The following is a 24,116-nucleotide window of genomic DNA, read 5'->3' as shown; positions in this document are numbered from 1 at the left end:
GAACTTTTTGGTATTGATCGTCTGGAGCAGCATGCTGAAAGTTTGGCTCAAGCTCAGGGTGTGACCACAGACCCTCTCCCGGTTTATTCATTGCAGAGTAGGTTAAGTCACAATGCGAGCGCGCTGCGCGAAACCTACCAGACAATCACAGAGGATCTGGAACGTGGCAATGGCATTGCGCATGCCGCAGAGTGGTTACTCGATAACTACCACATTGTTGAAAAGCAAATTCGTGACATTCGTACAGCACTCCCTCCCCGTTATTATTATGAGTTGCCCAAGCTTGCAGACGGGCCTTTTGCCGGTTATCCAAGAGTGTTTGGTCTTGCCTGGGCATTCATTGCACATACCGATAGTCATTTTGACCCGCAGACGCTGCGTCAGTTTATTCGTGCTTACCAACGCGTTCAGCTACTCACTATTGGCGAGCTCTGGGCTGTCGCCATTACCTTACGCATCGTTCTCATTGAAAATTTACGCCGCCTGGGTGACCAAATTGATGAGGAACGCGCAGCACGGGCAGAGGCAGAGTCTTTAGCAGAAACACTATTGCAAACCGGCCGTTCAAAGGCAGCGCTAGATAGGGATATTGCCACACATTTATCAAAGCCTTTATCCGATACTTTCATCGTCCATTTATCCAAACGCCTGCGGGATCAGGATCAGCGAACCATGCCTGCCATCACCTGGCTGGAGCAGATGGCACAAAGGCAGGGGCTTTCTCTTGATGACCTGGTGCAACGAACACAGCAGCAAGAAGGCGCGACTAACGTCACGGTGCGTAATGTGATCACCAGTATGCGGCTCATTTCAGATATTGATTGGGCAGCATTATTCGAGAGTGTGAGTTTAGTTGATGAGCGTTTAAACCATGGTCATGATTTTTATGCCATGGATTTTTTTACGCGTAATGTATACAGAAGTGCCATTGAGCAACTGGCACGTGGCTCCGAATATTCTGAGGTGGATATCGTTGAGGCCGCTCTACATTTGTGTAGAGAAGCAGGATTTTCCAATGAGTCATCAACGTCGACGAGGATCGAGGAGCCGGGTTACTACCTGATTGCTGAAGGGCGCGATGCGCTTGAGAAAGCAATTCAATTTCAGGCGCCCGCTAGGCTTCGAATCAGCCGATTCAATCTGGGTTTGGGCATTGGCGGTTATATCGGCGCGATTTTATTGCTCAGCTTTTCGTTGCTGGGATTATTTTTGTATTGGCTTGATGTGCTCGATACGCAGCCTTTGCTGCTATGGGCTATCGCTGTGATCGGGATCATCCCTGCCAGTGAGGCGGCTACCAGCCTGATTAATCGTTTTATTGTCTGGAGTGTCGCCGCGACTGCCTTGCCGGGGCTGGAGTTAAAGTCAGGTATCCCGTCTGCATTACGTACGTTGGTTGCCGTTCCCATTCTCCTAACCGATGAGGCCGAGTTGCTTCAGCATATTGAGCGGCTGGAAGTCCATTATTTATCCGGCGTTGGCGGTGATCTTTACTTTGCCTTGTTATCAGATGGCGCAGATGCCGATGAGGAAGAGGTTTTATCTGACCAGCCTTTATTAGCGCTGGCTAAAGCCTCAATCGCAGAGTTGAATCAAAAGTATGCCCAGGATGATGACTTAATCCGTACTGCGCCGCGTTTCCTGTTCCTGCATCGCAAGCGGATATTCAATGCTACCGAGGGCAAATGGATAGGTTGGGAACGTAAGCGCGGCAAGTTACGCGAACTGAATCGCCTGTTACGTGGTGCGACGGATACAACGTTCATGACGGTGGATGGCGACGCACCTCAGGTGCCTGCAGGGGTGCGCTACGTGGTGACATTAGACGCGGATACAAGGCTACCAAGAGATGTTGTCGGTAAGCTGATCGGCAAAATGGCGCATCCCCTCAATCGTGCCATCTTCAATGCATCAGAACAACGTGTGGTGCAAGGGTATGGCATTCTGCAACCACGTGTTACTCCTTCGTTGCCCCTTAATTACGAGGGCTCTCTTTTTCAACGCATATTTTCAGCAGCAGGTGGCATTGATCCCTATGCGGCCGCAAGCTCTGACGTTTACCAAGACATGTTTGGTGAAGGGTCATATACCGGCAAGGGCATTTACGATATTGATGCATTTGAGTCTTCTCTGGGTAGTAGGGTGCCGGAAAACACCTTGCTGAGTCATGATTTGTTTGAAGGTATATTTGCGCGTGCCGGGCTTGCATCGGATATTGAAGTCGTAGAGGAATCACCGACGCGCTATGATGTTTCCGCCAAGCGACAACATCGGTGGACGAGAGGCGATTGGCAGTTATTGCCTTGGATATTCAGCTTTGCCCCTGACCGTTACCTGCCTATGATCGGCCGCTGGAAAATGATCGACAATCTGCGCAGGTCATTAGTCGCCCCCAGTTACCTGGCCATATTGGTACTCTGCTGGTGGCTACCGCAGATGGTTGGCGCAAAAGCCATGGCATGTGTTTTATTGATATTCGCGATACCTACCATCCTGCCTATCTTTTTTTCCTTACTACCGCATAGACGAGATTTCCAGCTTCGTAACCATTCGAGAAATGTCGTCAAAGATATATGGCAGGTGTTGTCGTATAACTTTTTATCCATTGCATTACTTGTGGATCAGTCTTTGAAAATGATGGATGCCATCGTGCGCACTTTCGTCCGGTTGTTTATCACGCGCAAACACTTGCTTGAGTGGACAACCGCAGCAAAATCCAAGGGCGGCCCTATCTTGACCATGGCTGGTTTTTATCAGGAAATGGCAGGCAGTGTTTTTTTTGCAATCATCATCAGTACGGTCACCCTCGTATTCAATCCTGTTGCGTGGCCTATGGTGCTGCCATTGTGTGGGCTATGGGTATTCGCCCCATTGCTGGCTTTTAGTGCCAGTGCGATATCCGCTTCTAAAACCAAAGCCGTTGATATTTCTGATACTACTGCAGAGTCTTTAAGGCTGACGGCACGACTGACATGGCGTTTCTTTGAGCGGTTTGTCACGCCCCTGGATAATATGTTACCGCCTGATAACTTTCAGGAGGAGCCGTTCCCCGTCATTGCGCACAGGACGTCGCCGACCAATATTGGCTTATATTTGCTCTCAACAGTGGTGGCCAGGGATTTTGGCTGGACTGGTACGCTGGAAACGATTGAGCGCCTGGAAGCAACGTTTAATGTTTTACGAGAACTGCCCAAATTTCGCGGCCATTTATTTAATTGGTACGGCACCCTTGATCTCAGGGTGCTAGACCCGGCTTATGTGTCATCGGTGGATAGCGGCAATCTGGCTGGTCATTTAATCGCGCTGGCCAATGCCTGTGACGAGTGGGCAGAAAAGCTGGTAATCGGTGATGCAAAGGCTGGCATGCTGGATCACCTGATCCTGGCCAGGCGCGCGGTTCTCGCTACACCTATTGCCACCTCGGCTTCTGCTAATAGCGAAGCCTGGACATTGCTTATGTCCAGGCTGGATGAGATCGCCGCCTTGTTGAATGATGGCCAGCTCATGCACTCGCTGCCAGCATTAAAGCGGCTGGCTGAAAAAGCAGCCTTGAGCGTACGTAGCCTTATGCCTGTCCTTGATCAAGATTCTCTTCCTGAAGCAGTTTACTGGATAGATGCCCTTGTGAAATCAGTGATTGCGCATCAGCAGGATCAACTGCAGTTACAACAAACCCCTAGCACTATCACAAGTAGACTTAAGATCATTTCGGAAAGTGCGCGCAGCATGGCAATGGTCATGGATTTCGCTTTCTTGATTGAACCAGAGCGGAAGTTGTTATCGATAGGATACAGCTTGCAAGATAACAGTCTGGACGCTAGTTGTTACGACTTGTTGGCGTCAGAAGCACGCCTAGCGAGCCTGTTTACCATTGCAAAAGGCGATGTGTCAACCAAGCATTGGTTTCGCCTCGGCCGAACTGCCACGCCCATTGGCAATGGATCGGCATTGATTTCATGGTCGGGCTCTATGTTTGAGTACTTAATGCCCTCCCTTGTCATGCGCGCCCCGGTCGGCAGCCTGCTGGAGCAAACCAATAAACTGATTGTGGACAGGCAGCAAGACTATGCAAAGTCATTAGGCGTGCCATGGGGCATTTCAGAGTCTGCTTACAATGCACGTGATATTGAATTCACCTATCAATACTCCAATTTTGGTATTCCCGGACTGGGGTTGAAACGTGGTTTATCTGAAAACCTCGTGATTGCGCCGTATGCGACCGGTCTCGCCACCATGGTTGATGCAACCAAGGCGCAGGCAAACTTTGCGCTGCTTGCAAGCATGGGCGCAGCCGGGAAGTATGGATTTTACGAAGCGCTAGATTTCACGCCATCCAGATTGCGTGAGGACCAGCGCGTCGCCATCGTCCGCAACTATATGGCACACCATCAGGGCATGACCATTGTTGCGATTGCTAACTGTTTGAATGATGGTGAAATGCGCAACCGGTTTCATCGTGAACCCATGATCCAGAGCTGCGATCTGTTACTGCAAGAGCGTATGCCCAGGGATATCGCGATTGCCCATCCACGTGCTGAAGAAGTCAATATCTCGACGGATTCCAGCGATAGTGCGCCTTATGTGCGCAGGTTGACTGACACGCGCTCGGCCAATCCGATCACGCATCTGCTTTCAAATGGTGCCTATTCCATCATGATCACAGCCACCGGGGCGGGTTATAGCCGCTGTCATGAGACAGCCATCAGCCGCTGGTCTGCAGATACTACCCGTGAAGAAGACGGGTTTTATATCTTTATCAAAGATGTGGTGAGTGGCGATATCTGGACCTCAGCAGGACAGGATATCCGCAATAGCGCGGTGACGCCCAGGGCAAGCAACCATATTATTTTCAGCGAAGCGCACGCAGAGTTTTTGCGACAGGATAATCATCTGCTGACACAAATGGATGTGATCGTCTCGGGAGAAGAAAACGCAGAAGTGCGCCGCGTGTCGTTGACCAACAATAGCCGCCTGCCCTATGAACTTGAACTGACTTCTTATCTGGAGCTTGTATTAGCGTCAGCTGCCAGTGACAAAGCACATCCGGCTTTTTCAAAAATGTTTGTGGTGACGGAGTATCTGGCCGAGTTTGGTGCGCTGCTGGCAACACGCCGCTTACGCTCGGCAAATGATACGCAACTGTGGGCGGCGCATTTTTGTGTGGTAGACGCTGACATGTCGGCACCGTTGCAGTACGAATCAGACAGAGCGCGCTTTATCGGCCGTGAAAAAACAGTTAAATCCGCCAATGTCATTATCAATGGTGAGAAACTTTCCAACACGACAGGCACCGTACTGGACCCCATATTCTCCCTGCGTAACCATGTCAGGCTTGCCCCTGGAAAAGTGGCTAAGCTGGCGTACTGGACGGTTGTCGCCTCGTCACGACAGGAGTTGCTGGACATCATAGACAAGCATCACGACCGCAGTGCGTTTGAGCGAGCGCATACCTTAGCCTGGACCTTGTCCCAGGTGCAAATGCGCTATCTGGATATCACCTCGGAAGAGGCGGCAAATTTCCAGAAACTGGCAGCCCCGGTGTTGTATGCAGATCATCGTTTCAGGTCACATACCGATGTGATCACACGCGGTGCAGGCTCTCAATCCGGGCTGTGGTCGCAATCTATTTCCGGAGATCTGCCTATCGTTTTGCTGCGGATTGATGACCTGGAAGATATGCCCAAAGTGCATGAGCTATTGCGAGCACATCAGTACTGGAGAATGAAGCACCTGTTTGTCGATTTGGTCATCATCAATGAGCGGGCTTCTTCCTATGTGCAGGATCTGCAGATTGCCATAGAGACTGCCGTGCGTACCAGCCAGGCGAGACGCAGGGATGGCGAAAATCTGTCGAAAGGGATTGTCTTCACCTTGCGCGCAGATTTAATGAGCCTGGAAACCCGCAGTTTATTGCAATCAGTTGCCAGGGTAGCGTTAACTGCCAGACAAGGTTTGATTGCCCAGCAACTGGCTAGAGTGCCGGACTCTAACTACATGGTAGCAGCTGTCGCTGGCCTGGTTGATAAAGAAGCTATTTCTTTGGCGCCATCAGTTTTAGAGCCATTGGCTTTAGCCGGGCATCTGGAATTCTTTAATGGCCTCGGTGGCTTTGCAGAGGATGGTAAAGAGTACGTGACGGTCCTCACGCCGGGGAAAATAACCCCGGCACCCTGGATCAATGTCGTCTCTAACGGTCAGTTTGGTTTCCAGGTCTCTGCTGCCGGGAGTGGCTATACATGGGCAGATAACAGTCGGGAAAACCAGCTCACACCCTGGTCAAATGATGCGGTGATGGACTCCTCCGGAGAGGTGTTTTATGTGCGCGACGAAAATAATGGTGTCGTCTCCAGCCCAACTGCACAACCGCTAAGGGATGATGGTACGTATGTCGCCCGGCACGGCTATGGCTACAGCGTGTTTCAACATGAATCAAATGCACTTGAACTGACGTTATTGCAATATGTGCCGCTGGAAGACCCTGTCAAAATCTCGCGTCTGACCATACGCAACCTTACGCAAAGCCCTCGCCGGATCTCAGTCACTGCGTATACAGAATGGGTGCTAGGCACATCACGTAGCGCTTCAGCACCATTTATCATGACTGAGCTTGATAGTGTGACCGGCGCTATGTGTGTAAGAAACCCGTGGAGTATCTCTTACGCAAATCGAGTCACGTTTGCTGACCTTGTGGGTAAACAAACGCATTGGACAGCTGATCGTGCCGAGTTTATCGGTAGGTATGGCGATCTATCCCAACCGAAAGCACTGTTGGATAGGCAGCCACTATCAGGCCGCGTGGGGGCAGGCATGGACCCTTGTGCGGCCTTACAACGCACGATTCTGTTAGCGCCAGGAGAGTCCATTGAAGTGAGTGCGCTATTGGGGCAGTGCGCTTCTGTAGAAGATGCCAGAGCTGTGATACAGCGCTATCGTGAAATAGATCTCGATGCAGTGTTGAGCGAGGTCAAACAGTATTGGCAGGGTCTGCTGGGTGCGGTCCAGGTCAGGACGCCTGACAGGGCTATGGATATCATGCTCAACGGCTGGCTGCTTTATCAAACCATGGCTTGCCGGATTCTGGCACGCTCGGCGTTTTACCAGGCAAGTGGCGCCTATGGTTTTAGAGACCAGCTCCAGGATTGCATGGCCATGTCTTTCGTGGCACCGGAAATCAGTCGCCAGCATTTGTTGCGCGCGGCCGGACGGCAGTTCAGTGAAGGCGATATGCAACACTGGTGGCAACCTCAGACTGGACATGGCGTACGCACTAGAATTTCTGATGACTGTGTCTGGCTGGCTTTTTGTACTGCACATTACGTTGAATGTGCAGGGGACACCGCAGTGTTGCATGAAGAAATCCCATTCCTTGAAGGCCAGTTATTGCGCGAAGGTGAGCATGATTGTTTCTTCCAGCCCATGATAGGCGATGAAGCCTCCTCTCTTTATGAGCATTGCGTCAGGGGCTTGGAGCTCAGCATACAGCGTACCGGCCAGCATGGGCTGCCGCTGATGGGCACTGGCGACTGGAACGATGGCATGAACAACGTCGGCAAAGAGGGGCGCGGGGAAAGCGTCTGGCTGGGCTGGTTACTGATACGCACCATCATGGTATTCGCGCCTATCGCTGCATCACGCCATACTGTAAGAGATGATGCACGCGTCAAAAGCTGGTATGCGCATGCAGAGTCTGTCAGGCAGTCGATTGAGCGGGAAGCATGGGATGGCGAATGGTACCGGCGTGCTACATTTGATGATGGGTCTTGGTTGGGTTCTACGGAAAGTGAAGAGTGCCAGATCGATTCAATTGCCCAATCATGGGCAGCATTATCAGGTGTGGCTGATGTAAAACGCGTTGAAAAATCGATGGCATCTTTAGAGAAATACCTGATTCATCAGACGGGTGCGCTGGCCTTATTATTCACACCGCCATTCGAGCATACCCACCATGATCCTGGCTATATCAAGGGCTATCCGGCAGGGTTGCGCGAAAACGGTGGCCAATATAGTCATGCTGCCATGTGGACTGTGCTTGCCTTCGCTAAATTAGGGCAGGGAAGTAAAGCGGCTGATTTATTCGCCATGCTTAATCCGATTAACCATACCCTTGATCAATCAGCAAGCGAGCGTTACAAAGTAGAGCCTTATGTGATTGCAGCCGATGTATATTCAGTCGCTCCTCATACTGGACGCGGCGGCTGGACCTGGTATACAGGTTCTGCCGGATGGATGTACAGAGCCGGTATAGAAGGGATATTGGGGATCAAGCGAGTGGGCAATGATCTTTTAGTAAAACCCTGTATACCGGAAACGTGGCCAGCATTTGAGGTGGAAATTAATTTGCAAAATACAACGTACAGTATTCGCGTAGAAAATCATGGGAGTAGAGATAGTGCTATTTCTGGCGGAACATGGGACGGCATTGGTTTACTGATGACGGATGGTACGCTCCAACTTCCATTAAATGGAGGCGCACATGAGCTTATAGTCATATGTTGAACAAAAAGAATACTGGCGATTAATGCTTAAAGGGGCTTAATTTAAACTTGAGTGTTTATTGCAAAAGCTAAAATACCGAAGAACCACCAAGCCAGATCCGAAGGCTTGCAGAAATGTGAGCCGTTTTTCTTTTTTCAATGTCGAACGGCGACTCAGAATTTTAGATTTTAGTTTTTCAGCATTCCGCGATTTTTGTGATTTTCAGGTTGCTCATACCCGAGCCGTTCCCGATACTCATCCACTCTCAACACCCAACTCGGTCTATAGTCACAACGGTACAGGAGCGCCATCTCCAGCTTGAAGTTGATTAGTTAGAGAAAGGGGCCGTTGCCTAACCAAGTTTTTCTGCCAACTTTTCTGCTCTAGGATGAGTATATCTTTTAAGCATTGAGAGAGATTTATGACCCGTAATTGAGGCAACTTCTATTAAGTCCAGAGTGCCCAACTCAAATAAACGACTGGTCGCTTCATGTCTAAGATCATGAAAGCGTAAGTCCTGTAGAAATCCGTCTACTTGGGAGGAGGGATAGTCCTTCAAATATATTTTTCGACCCTTTTCACAACCTTTTTGGAAAGCTCGTATTAATGCATCCTGACTAACTTTGAAGATTTTTCCTCTAGCGATGTCTCTTGGTTGCTCATCAAGAATTCCTAAGGCTCTAGATGAGAGGGGAACAAGGCGATCTTCACCATTTTTGGTGTCCTTAGCTAAAACTGTCCTTTTTTGGATGTTAAAGCTGCTCCATTCAAGATTTAGAATCTCCGACTGACGCATTGCTGTTTCAATTGCAAATCTAACGACCGCTATTGTTTGTGGGTTGCGACAATGAGATTTGAGCCCTTCGAGAAGATAGGTTTCTTCTTGATGCTCGAGGCGGCGTTCTCGCGCGACAGAGCCTGTCGGTAATTTTATTAGGCGACAAGGATTGATGAGGCCTTCCATCCCCCATTCCTTTCTAGCAGTTTCAAACACAATTGAAAGCAATGCAATTTCAAGTCGAATTGTGTTTGCAGCTAATCCCTTTTTCCGCTGAGAGTCTCTGATTTCAGCGATATCTTTACCCTTAAGAGTAGATAGCATTCTTAGGGCTATAGGGTCTTGTAGCCATCTTTTTATTCTGGCGGTCTCTCTTTTATCTCCTTTTTTTAAAGGAGTTACTTCCGTAAGATAGCGTTGTAAAGCTTCGGCCAGGGTCGTGCTTTCAGCTTCGCCACGATCAACAAAAACACCTCTATCCATTTCAGACTCAATCATGCGTCCCCATTTTTCGGCATCTGCGCGATTTCGAAATGTTTTAGTTTGAGGCGTATGACCTTTTTTCCGTATCTGTACTTCGTAGCTAAAAAAGGAGTCGTTATCGCGTTTTCGTATAGTAGCCATGATGCGTGGTGTGGGTTTAATGTGGGATTTATACTAATATATCGTTGTAAATATAGCTATTACTTAATTTTACAAGGGACTTAAAATCCCTCGCCGCAAGGTGTGCCGGTTCGATTCCGGCTCCGGGCACCACATCATTAATACTTTAAAACCAGCTAGTCAGCTGGTTTTTTTGTGCCTAAATTTTTCATCCGCCTTCACCGCATATCTCTATCGTTAAATATGCCCGTGTCTAGTTGCGTGACTATTGGTCATCTATATCTACTGGAGTCCATAAGCCAAAAGACTTTTGCAGTGAATGAGGACCTGGATGTCGTGTTATTTTCCTTGCTGTAAAACGTTATAAGAGGATTTATGACAGTGAGGGCAGCGTTTGGTGTTTGCAATCGGGTGACAAAAGAAGCGGACTAGGTTTATCCTATCGAAAATACATGCACCTAGGCGCAAGTCCATTCGAAAGACAAAGCATTTAAGCATATGATGAAACCTCTAATTTTGGCACTGACTTTCCTGATCTACTCCTGTGTAGCGAGTGCGGAAAAAAATACGTGGTTCTACAAATCATCCAAACTTCTATTATTTAAAGAGTTGAATACTTGTCATGATTACAGGAACGCTGGGAATATTCCTGCGTTTAAAGACTGTGTGACCTCTAAATTGAATGCCTATGATCTGATCAAGCAAAAGATGGATGATCCTGCCACCAGTCCATTGATAGGCGAATCGGTTTGTGTGGACAAGATCAGGGCTGGTTTTGAATATGGCGCGCGTTGTATGACCGCAGCTGCTGAGATTTGCAAGCAGGACAGTGCGGGAAATATCGCCAATGCGCTGGGATGTTTGCGCACTTTCTCGGCCCCTAATTGGCAAACGAATCCTTCAGCGATGAAACTGGATTTCACCAAGCCAATCAGGAACGAAGACGAGATGAAAAAGTATGTGCAATAGCGTTAGTGTGTGAACTGAATTGACAGGGTTAATGAAATCACTAGCATCTGTGAGCTTACAAGTCCCTGTTCAAGGAATATACACTTCTGGATAAAACTCTGAATCAATATCTTCTTCCTCACCTGCCGCTGCGGGGGGAATGATATCCGGATCTAAAGCATGCGAATGGATGGTTTTGGGTTTCTTGCTGGTTTTTGCTGTCAGTTTGCGATTTGAACGGGGTGATTGACTAGAGGTTGATTCCGATTGATTGTCATCTAAATGATCATTGCAACTTTTTTCATGGTGATTCAAAGTCATTAAGCGCTCCTTTCACTTTTCAATCACAGTCAACAGGAAAACCAACTAAACAAATTAAAGTGGTTTACATTGAATTTCTATACATACATATCTGATAACCGTGTAGGAATTATCTTACGGGAATTTATTCATCAATGCATGGCTCAAACCCTGAACTATGTGTTGAAAATAGATGGTCATGGTTGATGTCGAAATGGTCAGTCTATTTAGATTCTCCAGCCAAACCGCTACCAGCCGCCTTTGTGATGACGACAGATTTTTTGCTATGATGAGGGCATAAACAGGAGTACTCATGAAATACCTTTTCGTTCTGCTCATCGCCATTGGGTTGCCTGCCTGCATCAGCACACCAGAAGTTAAAAATCGCGAGGTTTCGCCTGCTCAAAGCTATCACTTTGAGGGCGATGATACATCAACCAAAATTACCGGATTGCTGGAAAAATATGGGAATGACTGGGCTTATCATGGGGCGTTTTTGACAGTGCAAATTGGCAGTGAAAAGGTGATCGTGAGAAAGCCGGTCGACAGGTACAATTTTTCTGGTGAAATTGGCGGCGGTACTTACCGCGACAAAAAAGTCAGTGCTTCATGCGTAGGCTACGCGGTAACCGATCGCTGGACGGATGTGCGCTGTACGGTCTTTGTCGGAAATGAACAAACAGTGACACTTACTTTTTAGGCCCTTAGCTCACTTCAAAAATAGTCCGCCTACACCCTGAAGCCAATAAGTCGGAGACATCAGTGTTGAAGGCAAACACAAGCTTGTTGTGAAAAAATGCAGTCAGCGCTTAAATCCCAAATGTAATAAGCGATTCAGTCGCTCGATCAAACACCCTCAAACTCACCTTGTTCTTAATACATTCAATAAAACCTTATACGTCAGTCATTTCTGACAACAGAATGCGCTTATTGCTTATGCCAGTGGCGTATTGAAATCGTTATCCTGAGATTGCTGGTTCACATGAGTTTGTCTCATGTTGAGCGCGGCATCAAACGGTGCCTATATGGCACCGTTTTCTGTTTTCAGGGTAGACATGTGGCATATGCCCGGAATCAGCCACGCCATTATTTGAAGTTTTAGAGGCGGCTTTTTCTTCCACGACCTTGTGACTGATGGCAACAGACTATTTTTTCACTGAATTATCAACTCACTAAATAACAAAAGCGAACACACAGAGATGACAATGAAAGACATTTGGGTACTGATCAAAAGCGCATTCACGGCCTGGAGTGATGATTATGCGCAAAGCATGGGGGCAGCACTGGCCTATTACACCATGTTTTCCATTGCGCCGTTATTGCTGATTGTGATTTCCATCACTGGCATTATTTTTGGACAGGAGGCTGCCAGAGGCGAGATTTTCGGGCAGCTGAATAACCTGATGGGCGAGCAGGGTGCAATGGCAGTGCAAACCCTGCTCGAAAGCACCAGCCAACCTACGGAGGGAATCGCTGCAACAATCATTGGCGTTGTGTTGCTACTGGTTGGGGCGACCACGGTATTTGGTGAGTTACAGAATTCACTGGACCGCATCTGGAAAGCGCCTGCCATGGTCACCAGCGGCATGTGGAACCTGGTCAGGGTCAGGCTGCTATCCTTTGGCATGATCATGGGCATAGGCTTTCTGCTGATGGTGTCACTTGTGTTCAGCGCGGGTTTATCTGCCATGAGTAAGTGGTGGTCGCCGGTGCTGGGTGGCTGGATGGTAGTGGCCGGTATTTTTAATTTTATTTTTAGTTTTTTATTGACCACCGGCATGTTCGCCATGATTTACAAGATCATGCCGCGCGTGAACATACGCTGGAGCGAGGTATGGATAGGCGCTACGCTGACTGCGGCCTTATTTACAGTGGGTAAATGGCTGATTGGTATATATATCGGTAAAAGCGCGATTTCAAGCGGCTATGGGGCGGCCGGTTCATTGTTGGCGTTGTTGATCTGGATCTATTACTCCGCGCAGATATTCCTGATGGGGGCTGAGTTTACCTGGGCATATTCGCATATTTTTGGCTCACGCAAACATAAAGAGACGCCACCTGAATTGACCAGTGCGTTAACCGAAAATGGTGCCAAAGCGCTGGCGCCAGATAGTGAAGTTGCCAAAACTGCACGTACTAAAAAAGCCAAATCACCTCGAAGACAGCCTGCCAAGCCAAATTAGTCGCTGTTTAAATTATAGAGTCACGCATGATTAAATATCTCTTTTTGTCATTTTAATATTATATAAACTTGTATAATGTAGGAATGTTATCCGGTTTCACTGCTTTTTCTAAGTATGGTTGATCTTTATCAACTATATCTTGGTCTACGAAAAGTATGCTGAAAGTGTCGGCTAATGTGTTCTGAGTATTAAAGTGAAAGAAGTAGTGTGATTTACGTTGAATTAAAATCAGTCATCCTCAAAAAACAATTGGCGTGGGGTAGAACCATTACCATCACAGAAATAGCGGATGCTAGCGGGATTAGCCGCATGACTTTGCACCGTATGCTCAAAGATCAGAGTTACAACGCCAGCACTGATCACCTCAATAAGCTGTGTGCTTACCTGCAATGCGAGTTATATGACCTTGTGCGCTGGGAGCCTGATCTCCCCAACTTGCAGGAATATGTGGCTTAAGTAGTGTTCTACTTTTGATTCGCTAATAGCTCGCTTTACTCATCCGCAAGTACGTTTGCAAAAACGCATTGTTTACGGCGTTTTTTCCATAAGCTTTAATCTGGCTGTGCTTAGCAATGAAATCTACTGATGCAAGATTTTGCCTGACTTTGAGGCCAGGCAAAGGCTGGTAGGGCATTCCAGCCAAAATTCCCAGTTTGAAACACTTAAGTTGACTGGCTTTTCCCGCTTTTTTTCGGCAATCCATATCGACGCAAACTCACAATAATAAGAGAAATTTTTTGGAATTTCTTTTTTATGCGTCTGTCGCCCGATGTCTTGCCGTCTGCTCACTCCCTGGAAAGGGATTGCAGCTATTGGATGCAACAGCTGGTCGAGGCCTGGAAACAGGGCGATTGGCCGAAGTGCCTGACCTTGGCCCAGACAATCACGACCGACTTTCCTGAAGAAGGCCTGGCCTGGAAGTTATTGGGCAGCCTGTACCAGCAACAAGATCAATTAAACGCAGCCGTAGAGGCTTTTTCCCAAGCAGGCAAGCTGCTGAAAAAAGATGCCGAGGTGTTTTATAACCTCGCCAATGTGCATGCGCAGTTGCAAGAGCATCCGCAAGCGATCAAACATTACCGCCAAACACTTAAGTTAAGCCCGGCTTTTAGTCGTGCTTATGCCAACTGGGCGAGTGTGCTTAAAAAAACCGGCCAGCTGAAAGAAGCTGAGAAGCTGCTGCGGCGTGGCCTGAATCTGCATCAACAGGATGGCCGCGTCAATTTTGAACTGGCCACCTTGCTGCATGAAGCCGACAAGCCACTGGAAGCGATCCAGTATTACCGCGAAGCGGCGGCGATCGAGCCAGGCAATCCCATCATCTTTTTTAATATGGCAGTCGCGCTTGAGTTGTTAGGCAATGAAAGCGAAGCCATTCAGGCTTATGAAACCGCGATTGCGCATCAGCCTGACTATGTCGAGGCTTACAGCCACTTGGGCGCGCTTTACCTCAAAAAGGCCAATTTTGACGAAGCCGAACAATGGTTACTGGCCGGATACGCTGTCAATGCAAAAGAATTATCCATTTTAAAGAATCTGGCCAAGTTGTACCGCGTCACACAGCGCACACGCGAGTACCAGCATTATGTTGACCAGGTCATGGAGTTGCAGGATTTTAATGCCGAGCAACTGAATAATGTCGCCGCTGAGTTGCTGGACCAGAATCTGTATGCAGAAGCTGAGCGCTATTGCAATAAAGCCCTGGAGCAGGACCCCGGTAATCCCTATATCTACGGCAATCTCGGCCTGATCGAGAATGCACGTTCGGCGTTTGACAAAGCCTGTCTCCACTTCGAGAAAGCACTGGAATTATTGCCCGATTCAGAAGTGATACTGAGCAATTACAGCATCAGTTTACGTTTGTTGGGTCGCTTTCCTGAAGCGATTGCCAGCCTGGAAAAATCCATTGCCCTTAAGCCCAGCCATCTGTCGGCCTATATCAATCTGGGCAGTATTTACCTGGATTTAGGCAAAGCAGAGCTGGCGATCGAAACGCTGGAAAAAGTACTGGCGCAAGACCCTAACCAAGTCATGGCGTTGAGAAACCTGTTGTTCTCAGACAGCTATGTGAATTACCTGACCGAAGCTAAATATACAGCTTATGTCGCCAGGCTTGGGCAGTTGATGATGCAGGATAAAACACCATTCCAGGCATGGAACATTCACAACAATGACCAGCGTTTGCGCATAGGTATTGTCTCGGCAGACCTGAGACGTCACCCGGTTGGCTATTTTATTGAAAACTGGTTAAAGCATTTTCACCCCGGGCAACTGGAAGTGTATGGCTATTCTACTGATGGCCGTGAAGATGTACTGACGCACGAACTTAAAGGCTATTGCAACGAGTGGCGCTCTCTGGCTGGCTTGACCGATGAACAGGCTGCACGCCTGATCCACAGTGATGGCATTCATGTGTTACTGGATTTATCCGGCCTGACCGGCGGCACACGCTTGCCGGTATTCGCCTGGAAACCAGCACCGGTGCAGGCGGCCTGGCTGGGTTATTGGGGCACCACTGGTTTGCCGGTGATGGATTACGTGATTGCTGACCCTATCACTGCCAACGCCCAGGTGGCGCAACGCTTTACCGAACAAATGGCCTATCTGCCACACACCCGGTTGTGCTTTACGCCACCGCCATTCGAGATTGGTGTGAATGCCTTGCCGGCAGCACAATCCGGCGAAGTGACTTTTGGTTGTTACCAAAACTACACTAAGGTGACCGATGCGGTATTAACGCTTTGGGGACGCATTTTCGCAGCGCAACCATCCGCCAGGTTACGCTGGCAGTGCAAGACATTCAATGACGCCGCTGCCAGGGCAGAAACCGTCGAAAGATTAGCCAAGGTTGGCATCAGCGCCGAACGTTGCGAGTTACTGGGTATGGTCACGCGTGAGGCTTACCTGAAAAGCCATCATGAAGTGGATATGATCCTGGATACCTTCCCTTTCAGTGGCGGTACCACTACTTGCGAAGCCTTGTGGATGGGTGTGCCAACGCTGACATTACCAGGCGACACCTTGATAGGCCGCCAGGGCGCGAGCATGCTGACATGTGCAGGCCTGGGTAACTGGGTAGCAGCTAGCACTGACGATTATGTAAATAAAGCAGTGGCTTTCGCCAGTGATTTGCCGGCGCTGGCAGCCACGCGCTCAGCCTTGCGCGCGCAAGTTTTGCAATCACCATTGATGGATGCCGCACAATTCGCACAAGATTTTGAAACACTGCTATTCAGCTTGTGGCAACAGGTTAAATCTGGCCTGGGTGAACATCAGCTCCTGGCGAAAGCGCCCGTGCAATCCGTATTTAGCGGCGAACAACCGGTATGGGTGGTCAGTGCCACACGCATGACTGAAGAAGCCTTCTGGCGTGATGCAGCACTGGGCAAATCCTTAAAACGCCATATGCGCCAGGATGCACGACTGGTGGCCAGCATCGCTTGTGAAAACACACGCGGCTTGTCCGAGATTTTTAATGACGCTATCGCTGCAGCACCCGAAGATGCCTTACTGGTATTTATCCATGATGATGTCTGGATCGATGAGAATACCTTTGTGCAGACAATCTCTGAGGGCCTGCAACATTACGACGTGATAGGCGTGGCCGGCAATGCGCGCATCCAGCCTGGCCAAACTGGCTGGTGCTTTGTGGATACGCAATTCACCTGGGACGACACCGCTTATTTGCGCGGCGCGGTCAGCCATGGTCAGCACGCGTTCGGTCCGGCTTCCGCTTATGGTGAGCCTGCTGGCGCCACCCAGTTGATGGATGGTGTATTCCTTGCTGCTTACAAGCAGCGGTTGGTTGAATCGCAGGTACGTTTTGATACGCAGTTTGATTTTCACTTTTACGACCTGGATTTTTGCCGTACGGCCAGCAGTGCCGGATTAAAGCTGGGCGTTTGGCCGCTGCGCATGACCCACCAGAGCGGCGGTGCGTTTGGTACCCAGCGCTGGCGTGATAAATACCAGCAATACGCGCAAAAGTGGGAACCAGCGCAGCAGATGCCTTCGACAGCGCTGGAGGCTTCAATTGCCGAGGTGTTTGATCTGGCCGCGGAGCAACAGCAACAGGGACAGTATGAAGCAGCGCGCGCCTTGTACCAGGAAATCTTGCAGATATATCCGCAGCATGCCTTGTCCATACATAACCTGGGCCTGATCGCCTGGCATGCACAGCAGGACGCACAAGCGATTGCCCTGTTTGAACAGGCGCATGCGCTGGCACCAGAGCAATGGCCATTGCTGCGCAATTACCTGAATGCTTTACACAGCTCAGGCAACCCTCAATTCGAGCCTGTGTTGACGCAGGCCTTACAGCGCGGCCACCACACGCCAGCGCTGCAAGCATTGTTGACTTCATGGGGCTTGGCAGAGCAGGTGAACGGTGTTGCAACCCTGGAAGCTGAAGAAGCCGCCTTACTGGCATTGTTCGCACAAGCGAAATACACAGACATGCAACAACGCCTGGACAGTCTGCTGCAATTGCATCCGGACTGGTTGAACGGCTGGAAAATGTTGAGTGACGTACGCATGTTGCTGAAAGAGGATGCACGCGAGCCAGCCAGGCGTGCCCTGGCGCTCAATGCGGCCGACCCGGTAGAACATTGTTATTACGGCCTGGTGCTGAAGGCGCAGGGTGATCTGAATGCAGCCGTGTTAGCCTTTGAACAGGCGATTGCACTGAAACCGGATTATGCCGCTGCTTATAATAACTTAGGCATTGTGCTCAAAGACCTGGGCGCAGTGGATCAAGCCATAAGCCACTTCAAACAGGCGCTGACAATACAGCCTAATGATGCCGGTTGTTTCAGCAACCTGCTGTTTTGCATGAGCCATGCGCAAGGCATGCCACCCGCAGAATTGTTACAAGCGCACCAGGCGTATGCGGCGTTGTATGAAGCCCCGTTAAAAGCGCAATGGTTGCCACATGGCAACAGCCGCGATCTGGATAGGCCTTTGAGAGTAGGGTTTGTGTCGGCTGATCTCAGGGCGCATTCCATTCCCCATTTCCTCAAGCCATTATTGCTAGGCTTGGCCAGCGACCAGCAGCTGGAATTGTATGCATATTACAACCATCCATTAAGCGACGAAGTCACCGCAAAAATGCGTGAATACTTTGCTAACTGGAAAGACGTGACCGAGCTATCTGATGCATCCCTGGCAGAGACCATCCGTCACGATGCGATTGATATCCTGATTGATTTGTCCGGCCATACCTCAGGTAACCGCCTGCTGACATTCGCCAGAAAACCTGCGCCTGTACAAATCAGCTGGCTGGGCTATATGAACACCACTGGCCTGAGCGCCATGGATTATTACCTGTCGGACCAGGCATTGACGCCAATGGGAGAGTTTGATGCCCAATTCACTGAAAAACTGGTGCAGCTGCCTGTCAATGCGCCATTTATGCCGGACGCAAGTATGTCTGATGTAGAGGCATTGCCAGCATTGCACAATGGCTATATCACCTTTGGCTGCTTTAACCGCCCGAATAAAATCACGCAGGCCACGGTGCAATTGTGGGCACAACTAATGCTAGCCGTACCAGGTAGCCGCATGATCATCGGTGGTATAGCCGCTTCAGAAAATGGCAGTCACCTGGTCTGCTGGTTTGAACAGGCCGGCATTTCGAGCGACCGCCTGGAACTGGTCGCCCGCAGTCATATGGCTGATTATTTGCTGCAATATCATCGCGTTGATATTTGCCTGGATACTTTTCCATCCAACGGGCTAACCACCACTGCGCATGCCTTATGGATGGGTGTGCCTACGCTGTGCCAGACCGGTGATCGCCTGACCAGCCGTGGTGCCATGGCATTGATGCAGCATGCAGGATTAACACAGTGGATCGCTGCTGATGCACAAGCCTGGGTAGCACAAGGAGCCGCTTTATGCGCTGACCTTGCTGCGCTGGCAGAAGTACGTAACGGCATGCGTGACCGCCTGCAACAGTCTTTGTTGTCACAGCCTGCCAAATTATCAGCCACCCTGGCTGATGCATTACGCCTGATGTGGCAACGCTGGTGCCAAAACCAGCCTGCCCATTCTTTTAACATGCACTTGCTTGCAGAAGAGAGCGACGCACTGGCGTCACCTGCAAACGAGCTCTCTGCAACCAAACAAACGACCTTAAAAGGACCCACCATGGAAACTTTAGCAATGCAAGCTGCATCTACAGAATCAGATTTAGCCTCAACACACGCAAGCCAGCAGACCCTGGAACAATCTGTTGAGGAAGTCTTGCAACTGGCGATACAACACCAGGAAAAAGGCGAATTCACTGAAGCTGCTGCAATGTATCAGGAGATACTCAATATAGCGCCCAAACAGCATGTGGCTTATTACGGGCTGGGGCTCATTGCCTTGCAGGAATCTGCCAAGACGGCATTGCCTTTACTGGAGCAGGCTGTGATCCTGGCACCGCAAACAGAAGCCTACTGGACCGCCTATGTGCATGCCTTGATGCAAACCACAAACCAGAAAGAAGTGACTGAAGTCATCGCCTTCGCCAGGCAGCATGGCTTGCCTGAAACAGCGATCCAGCAATTGAACCAGGCCTGCCAGGCGTTTTATGCGCAGGCGCTACCTGTTGCGGCAGCGCCTGTTGCCACAGGCAATCAGAAACCAGCCACTGTTGGTGGTTACATTTACCGCGCGCAGGATAACTTCTACCAACGCGCACAGGCAGAAGCCTTCGGCTACCAGGATGCCGGTAATGCCGAACAACGCCTGTACGACATCATCCGCCAGGCACGTGATAAAAGTGTGTTCTCAGATGAGTTGGCTGCTAAAGCCACTGACTGGCCTAGCTACTATCACCTGACTTCACAACGTGCCAACCTGTTACGTCCGTTTGCCGAAAAAATCGCCAACGGCAAGGTGCTCGAGCTGGGTGCCGGTTGCGGTGCGATTACGCGTTTTCTAGGTGAATTAGGCGGGGAAGTCGTGGTAGTGGAAGGCAGCCCTAACCGTGCCCGTATCATTGGCCAGCGTTGCGCTGAATTATCTAACGTCAACGTATTTTGCGATCTGATCCAGTCTTATGAAACAGATGAAAAATTCGATGTAGTGACCCTGATCGGCGTATTGGAATACGCTCAGGTCTATGTCAAAGAAGCTAATCCATTGCTGACCCTGCTGCAAAAAGCCAAGTCTTTCCTGAAAGAAGACGGCATGCTGATTGTGGCGATTGAAAACCAGCTGGGCCTGAAGTATTTCAACGGCGCACCTGAAGACCATATGGGCCAGGCCATGTATGGCATTAATGATTCTTACAGCACCACCAGCCCGATCACATTCGGCCGCATTGAACTGGATGCGCTGATCCGTAGCGCAGGGTTTGAAACGACAGAGCTGTATGTACCATTGCCAGATTACAAAACACCGGTGACTGTGATCTATCCGGAAGGGTTTAATCCTGCGCATAAAGCGGCAGGCTGGGATATCGGTGCTTTGGCTGCTGGCTCAGTCGTGCATGACAGACAATCGCCAAGACATCCTACCTTCTCGCTGGAAAATGCGTGGAAAGTACTTGCGCGCAATAACCTGGTCGAGGATATGGCCAACTCGTTTATGTTCGTGGCCTATCCATCACAACAGGCAGAGAAACAACATCCGGACGTATTGGCTGCCCATTATGGTTGCCAGCGTCAGGCAATATTCAGCAAAGAAACCCAGTTTGTGCATGCTGACCAAGCCGTATCTATACGCACCCGCAGCACCGGTGAAACACCAACATTGTTGCAGGCCGATTGGGAGCAGTCTCCTTACCATGGCGGCACTTTATGGATGGACAAATTGACGCAACTGGTCAACCGACCTAACTGGCGCGTGGAAGATCTCACCGTATGGGCAAAAGTATGGGTAGATGCATTAGCTTCCAGCACCACACAGGGTGTCCATACCTTGCCAGAGTTTGCAGGCGCTACTGATCTGCTGCCATCACAATATTTTGACGCCACCCCTACAAACTTTGTGGTGGATGCGCAAGGGCAGGGCCATTTCTTTGACCTGGAATGGGATTTTGCGATTCCATTGCCGGTGTCATTCGTCGCGTTACGTGGCCTGTTCCTGACACTGCATCGTATCCGTGGTTGCGCCAAGCCGCATGCAAGCACACCTTCTAATATCGGTGGCTTGTCACTGGCCGTGCTGGAGTTATTGGGCTATACCTTCAAGGATCATGAGCTACAGGCGTTTATCAGCGTATTCAACCGCTTGCAGAACCTGATCCAGGGCTTGCCGGAGCAGCATGTGAATGGATTGACTGCCGAGTTCTCACGGGCGGCATTGCCGGTGCGTCAGCTGTTTACTTAATGCATAAGGATTGATAAAAGCCTGCTATTGAGAAATGGCAGGCTTTTTTTATGGGGATGGGATTTGAGGGGCTTATTGATAGTGACACAGGTTAAGTCACCGGATCTATGTGCGAAGCGGATGCTTCGTGCAACTAACGTCATTCTGGCGTAGGCCTGGAATCCAGGCAAGATTAATGCTTAGCTTGGTTCTAGTAAAGAACAAGTGTTGTAGTTGCAGGAAGGGTTAATTAGGTATTTCTTTGGACGAATGAACCGTTCTTTTTCGCCTCTAGGCGAGTGACTTTTCTTTGCTTGCCCAAAGAATAAGTCACCAAAAGAAAGGGCACCCTAGCTTCCGCTTGTTCCCTGCGTTGCTCGTCAACGTGGGCGTCCAACGAAACTCGCCCTAGCGGCTTGCACACTACGCAAGCCACCGCGGAGCTCAAACAGGCGCTGGCCGAAAACTCCCACGCTGACTGCGCTACTCGGCGCGTCAGATAGGGGACCCTGAAAGGCACTACGCGGTTATTTAGTTAGGTCTTTCTCACATCGTATCCCGCTCGACCAGCGAAATAAAACCAAAGCAAAAAAGAGAGTTGGCGGGTTGGTCTTAGGTTACACAATTGCTAAGCGCCCTCAATCTCAAGCCGTTTAACTAACGTTTCAACGTGTTGGTTTTAAACGGGCCCCTATCTGACGCGCTGAGTAGCGCAGTCAAAATAAGGAGGAAGGGAGCGACTGTCTGAGCTCCGCGGTGGGCTGCGTAGTGTGCAGGCCGCTAGGGCGAGTTTCGCGACCGCTTATTTTGATGAGCAACGCAGGAAGAAAGCGGAAGCTAGGGTGCATTTCTTTTGGTTATATTTTCTTTGTGCAAGCAAAGAAAAGTAACTCGCCTAGAGGCGAAATAAAATGCCGAAACAGACCACAAAACTATCCAAAGAAATACCTACTAAAACCTACAGCAAGCGCGACAGCTGCACTCTATTGCAACCAAGCTGAACATTAACCTTGCCTGGATTCTGGCCTATGCCAGAAGGACGAGTTCTAATACATACCTATACAGGTGGCAACAACTTAGGATAAGCCTGCCGTTATGCAGTCTCAGAGCATCCATTGCCACCCAAAACCCTAAAACATCGTTTCCATGCACTTGCGGATATGCGGAATAGACGCCGCTGAATTAGGTGCATGCTGGCTCAGCTTCACCAGCGTTTGTAGCGCTTTATCTGCTTTCTCCTGCAGGCAGTACACCTCAGTCAGGTTACTCAGTGGGATTGCAGGGTTTTCCTGCGCAAAATGTACCGCTTTTTCCAGCAGCATTTCAGCATCTTCAAATTGCCCTTGGCCTACCAGCAACGTGCCGAGGTCATTATAGGGCTCCCAGCAAGTGCTGCCTTTTTTGATCAGGTCCAGCATGATCTGGGTAGATAATTTCATATCGCCTTGCACTGCCAGTTGTTCTGCTTGCTGGTAGGTGGTGCGGTCAATTTCGACCTGTGCAGTCAGCGCAGGCGTAGGCAACGGTTGGCCTTGCAAGGCGGCCAGTAGATTGTCGACGATCAGTTTGGCGCTTTCACCCAGGTGGGCGAACTGTTGCTGTTTGTTGACACTGATTTCTGTCTGGTAGTGCTGAGGCCGTTCCAGCACGTCCAGAACCGTCTCGCGCAGGTTGGCACGGGTGGTTTTAGTGACGTAATCGTAAGGCACACAAGCCGGCCTGGGCGGGTTGGTGTCAGGGATCACCCAGTCTATCACTGCGACGCCAGGCACATCCAGCAGCAAGGCTTCGGTTAGCACGCTCGATTCATCAGATACCATGACATCAGCCAGGCCCAGGCAATACATGATACTGATCTCGCGATCAATCACGTAGACATTGTCGGCACAACCACGATGCAGGGCGTCCATCTCGTCGATATTATTCAGCACCCAGCGGTATTTTTCAGACCATGGCGCTTGTTTAAGCAACAGGTTTACCGGCAAATCTTTCAGGGCCTGTACAAAGTCATCCTGCTTGCCATGGTTTTCCCATGAAGGTGCGTATAACACCGAACGCTCGTATTTGAGGCCCAGTTGTTCGCGCAAGGCTTTCGCTTGCTGCTTGAATTCATCCTGGTTGCGGTAGACCAGGTCGGCCTTGGGCCAGCCAAGATCAAACACACCCAGTTTAGGACGTGCCTTGGCAAATACTGCCTGGGTTTGCCAGCGGTCTACCCAGTCGGCGCCGGGTACTATGCCCATATCAAAGGCGTTCCACGGCTCGTGGTGCCAGAAATGCGGCCAGATATCGTGGCGCTGGGCCAGGTCGTGCAGCAATATGATAGAAAACCCCGCATTGGGTTTGCATGCATGCTCGCAATAGACGCCGATTTCAGCGTACTGCCTGGAGTCGGTACTCCATTGTATCGGGAAGCCCCTGCCGGCCGCTTCATCCGCGATAGGGGCCAATGCCTGGCGTTCGCAGTTATCGGTAAAAAAGAAAGTGATGGCGGGCAGGTTATTGAGTGCAGGTGTCGTCATGATTGCGTC

The 24,116-nt window shown here is 49.8% G+C and carries 9 protein-coding genes and 1 tRNA gene; 7 read left to right on the top strand and 3 right to left on the bottom strand.

Features of this window, described 5'->3' with window-relative positions; genetic code table 11:
* The first annotated feature begins 42 nt into the window (after positions 1 to 42).
* Positions 43 to 8,496: a GH36-type glycosyl hydrolase domain-containing protein gene (locus tag ACSSVF_RS12850; protein WP_492403928.1), complete on the top strand. Its 8,454-nt coding sequence runs from the start codon at positions 43 to 45 to the stop codon at positions 8,494 to 8,496.
* Between the two features lie 331 nt (positions 8,497 to 8,827).
* Here ACSSVF_RS12850 and ACSSVF_RS12845 read toward each other — a convergent pair whose 3' ends face one another.
* Complete coding sequence (locus ACSSVF_RS12845; protein ID WP_492403926.1) at positions 8,828 to 9,877, bottom strand: site-specific integrase; 1,050 nt, start codon at positions 9,875 to 9,877, stop codon at positions 8,828 to 8,830.
* A gap of 3 nt (positions 9,878 to 9,880) precedes the next feature.
* Here ACSSVF_RS12845 and ACSSVF_RS12840 point away from each other — a divergent pair.
* Together ACSSVF_RS12840 and ACSSVF_RS12835 are read left to right on the top strand one after the other, a co-directional pair.
* A tRNA-Leu gene (locus tag ACSSVF_RS12840) sits at positions 9,881 to 10,009 on the top strand.
* Between the two features lie 345 nt (positions 10,010 to 10,354).
* The gene (locus tag ACSSVF_RS12835; RefSeq protein ID WP_492403924.1) at positions 10,355 to 10,825 is read left to right on the top strand and encodes a hypothetical protein; all 471 of its coding nucleotides are present in this window, start codon (positions 10,355 to 10,357) and stop codon (positions 10,823 to 10,825) included.
* 69 nt (positions 10,826 to 10,894) lie between these two features.
* Here ACSSVF_RS12835 and ACSSVF_RS12830 read toward each other — a convergent pair whose 3' ends face one another.
* On the bottom strand, positions 10,895 to 11,125 hold the full coding sequence (locus tag ACSSVF_RS12830; protein WP_492403922.1) for a hypothetical protein: 231 nt from the start codon (positions 11,123 to 11,125) through the stop codon (positions 10,895 to 10,897).
* Positions 11,126 to 11,417: 292 nt separating this feature from the next.
* Here ACSSVF_RS12830 and ACSSVF_RS12825 point away from each other — a divergent pair, with 292 nt between their 5' ends.
* The 4 genes from ACSSVF_RS12825 to ACSSVF_RS12810 all read left to right on the top strand — a co-directional run bounded on the left by ACSSVF_RS12825 (position 11,418) and on the right by ACSSVF_RS12810 (position 21,606).
* Entirely contained in the window at positions 11,418 to 11,804 is a 387-nt protein-coding gene (locus tag ACSSVF_RS12825) for a hypothetical protein (RefSeq protein WP_492403920.1), read from the top strand.
* 505 nt (positions 11,805 to 12,309) lie between these two features.
* Positions 12,310 to 13,287, top strand: coding sequence for a YihY/virulence factor BrkB family protein (locus ACSSVF_RS12820; protein ID WP_492403919.1), 978 nt, complete (start codon positions 12,310 to 12,312; stop codon positions 13,285 to 13,287).
* 309 nt (positions 13,288 to 13,596) lie between these two features.
* Entirely contained in the window at positions 13,597 to 13,743 is a 147-nt protein-coding gene (locus tag ACSSVF_RS12815; RefSeq protein ID WP_492403917.1) for a helix-turn-helix domain-containing protein, read from the top strand.
* A gap of 297 nt (positions 13,744 to 14,040) precedes the next feature.
* Positions 14,041 to 21,606 (top strand): O-linked N-acetylglucosamine transferase family protein, encoded by a 7,566-nt coding sequence (locus ACSSVF_RS12810; protein ID WP_492403915.1) that lies wholly within the window; start codon positions 14,041 to 14,043, stop codon positions 21,604 to 21,606.
* 1,109 nt (positions 21,607 to 22,715) lie between these two features.
* Here ACSSVF_RS12810 and ACSSVF_RS12805 read toward each other — a convergent pair.
* Positions 22,716 to 24,107: a tetratricopeptide repeat protein gene (locus ACSSVF_RS12805; protein ID WP_492403913.1), complete on the bottom strand. Its 1,392-nt coding sequence runs from the start codon at positions 24,105 to 24,107 to the stop codon at positions 22,716 to 22,718.
* Positions 24,108 to 24,116 lie beyond the last annotated feature (9 nt).

Source organism: Methylophilus sp. E2MeOHC9 (genome assembly GCF_058744375.1).
This window is presented reverse-complemented; position numbering and strand designations above follow the sequence as displayed.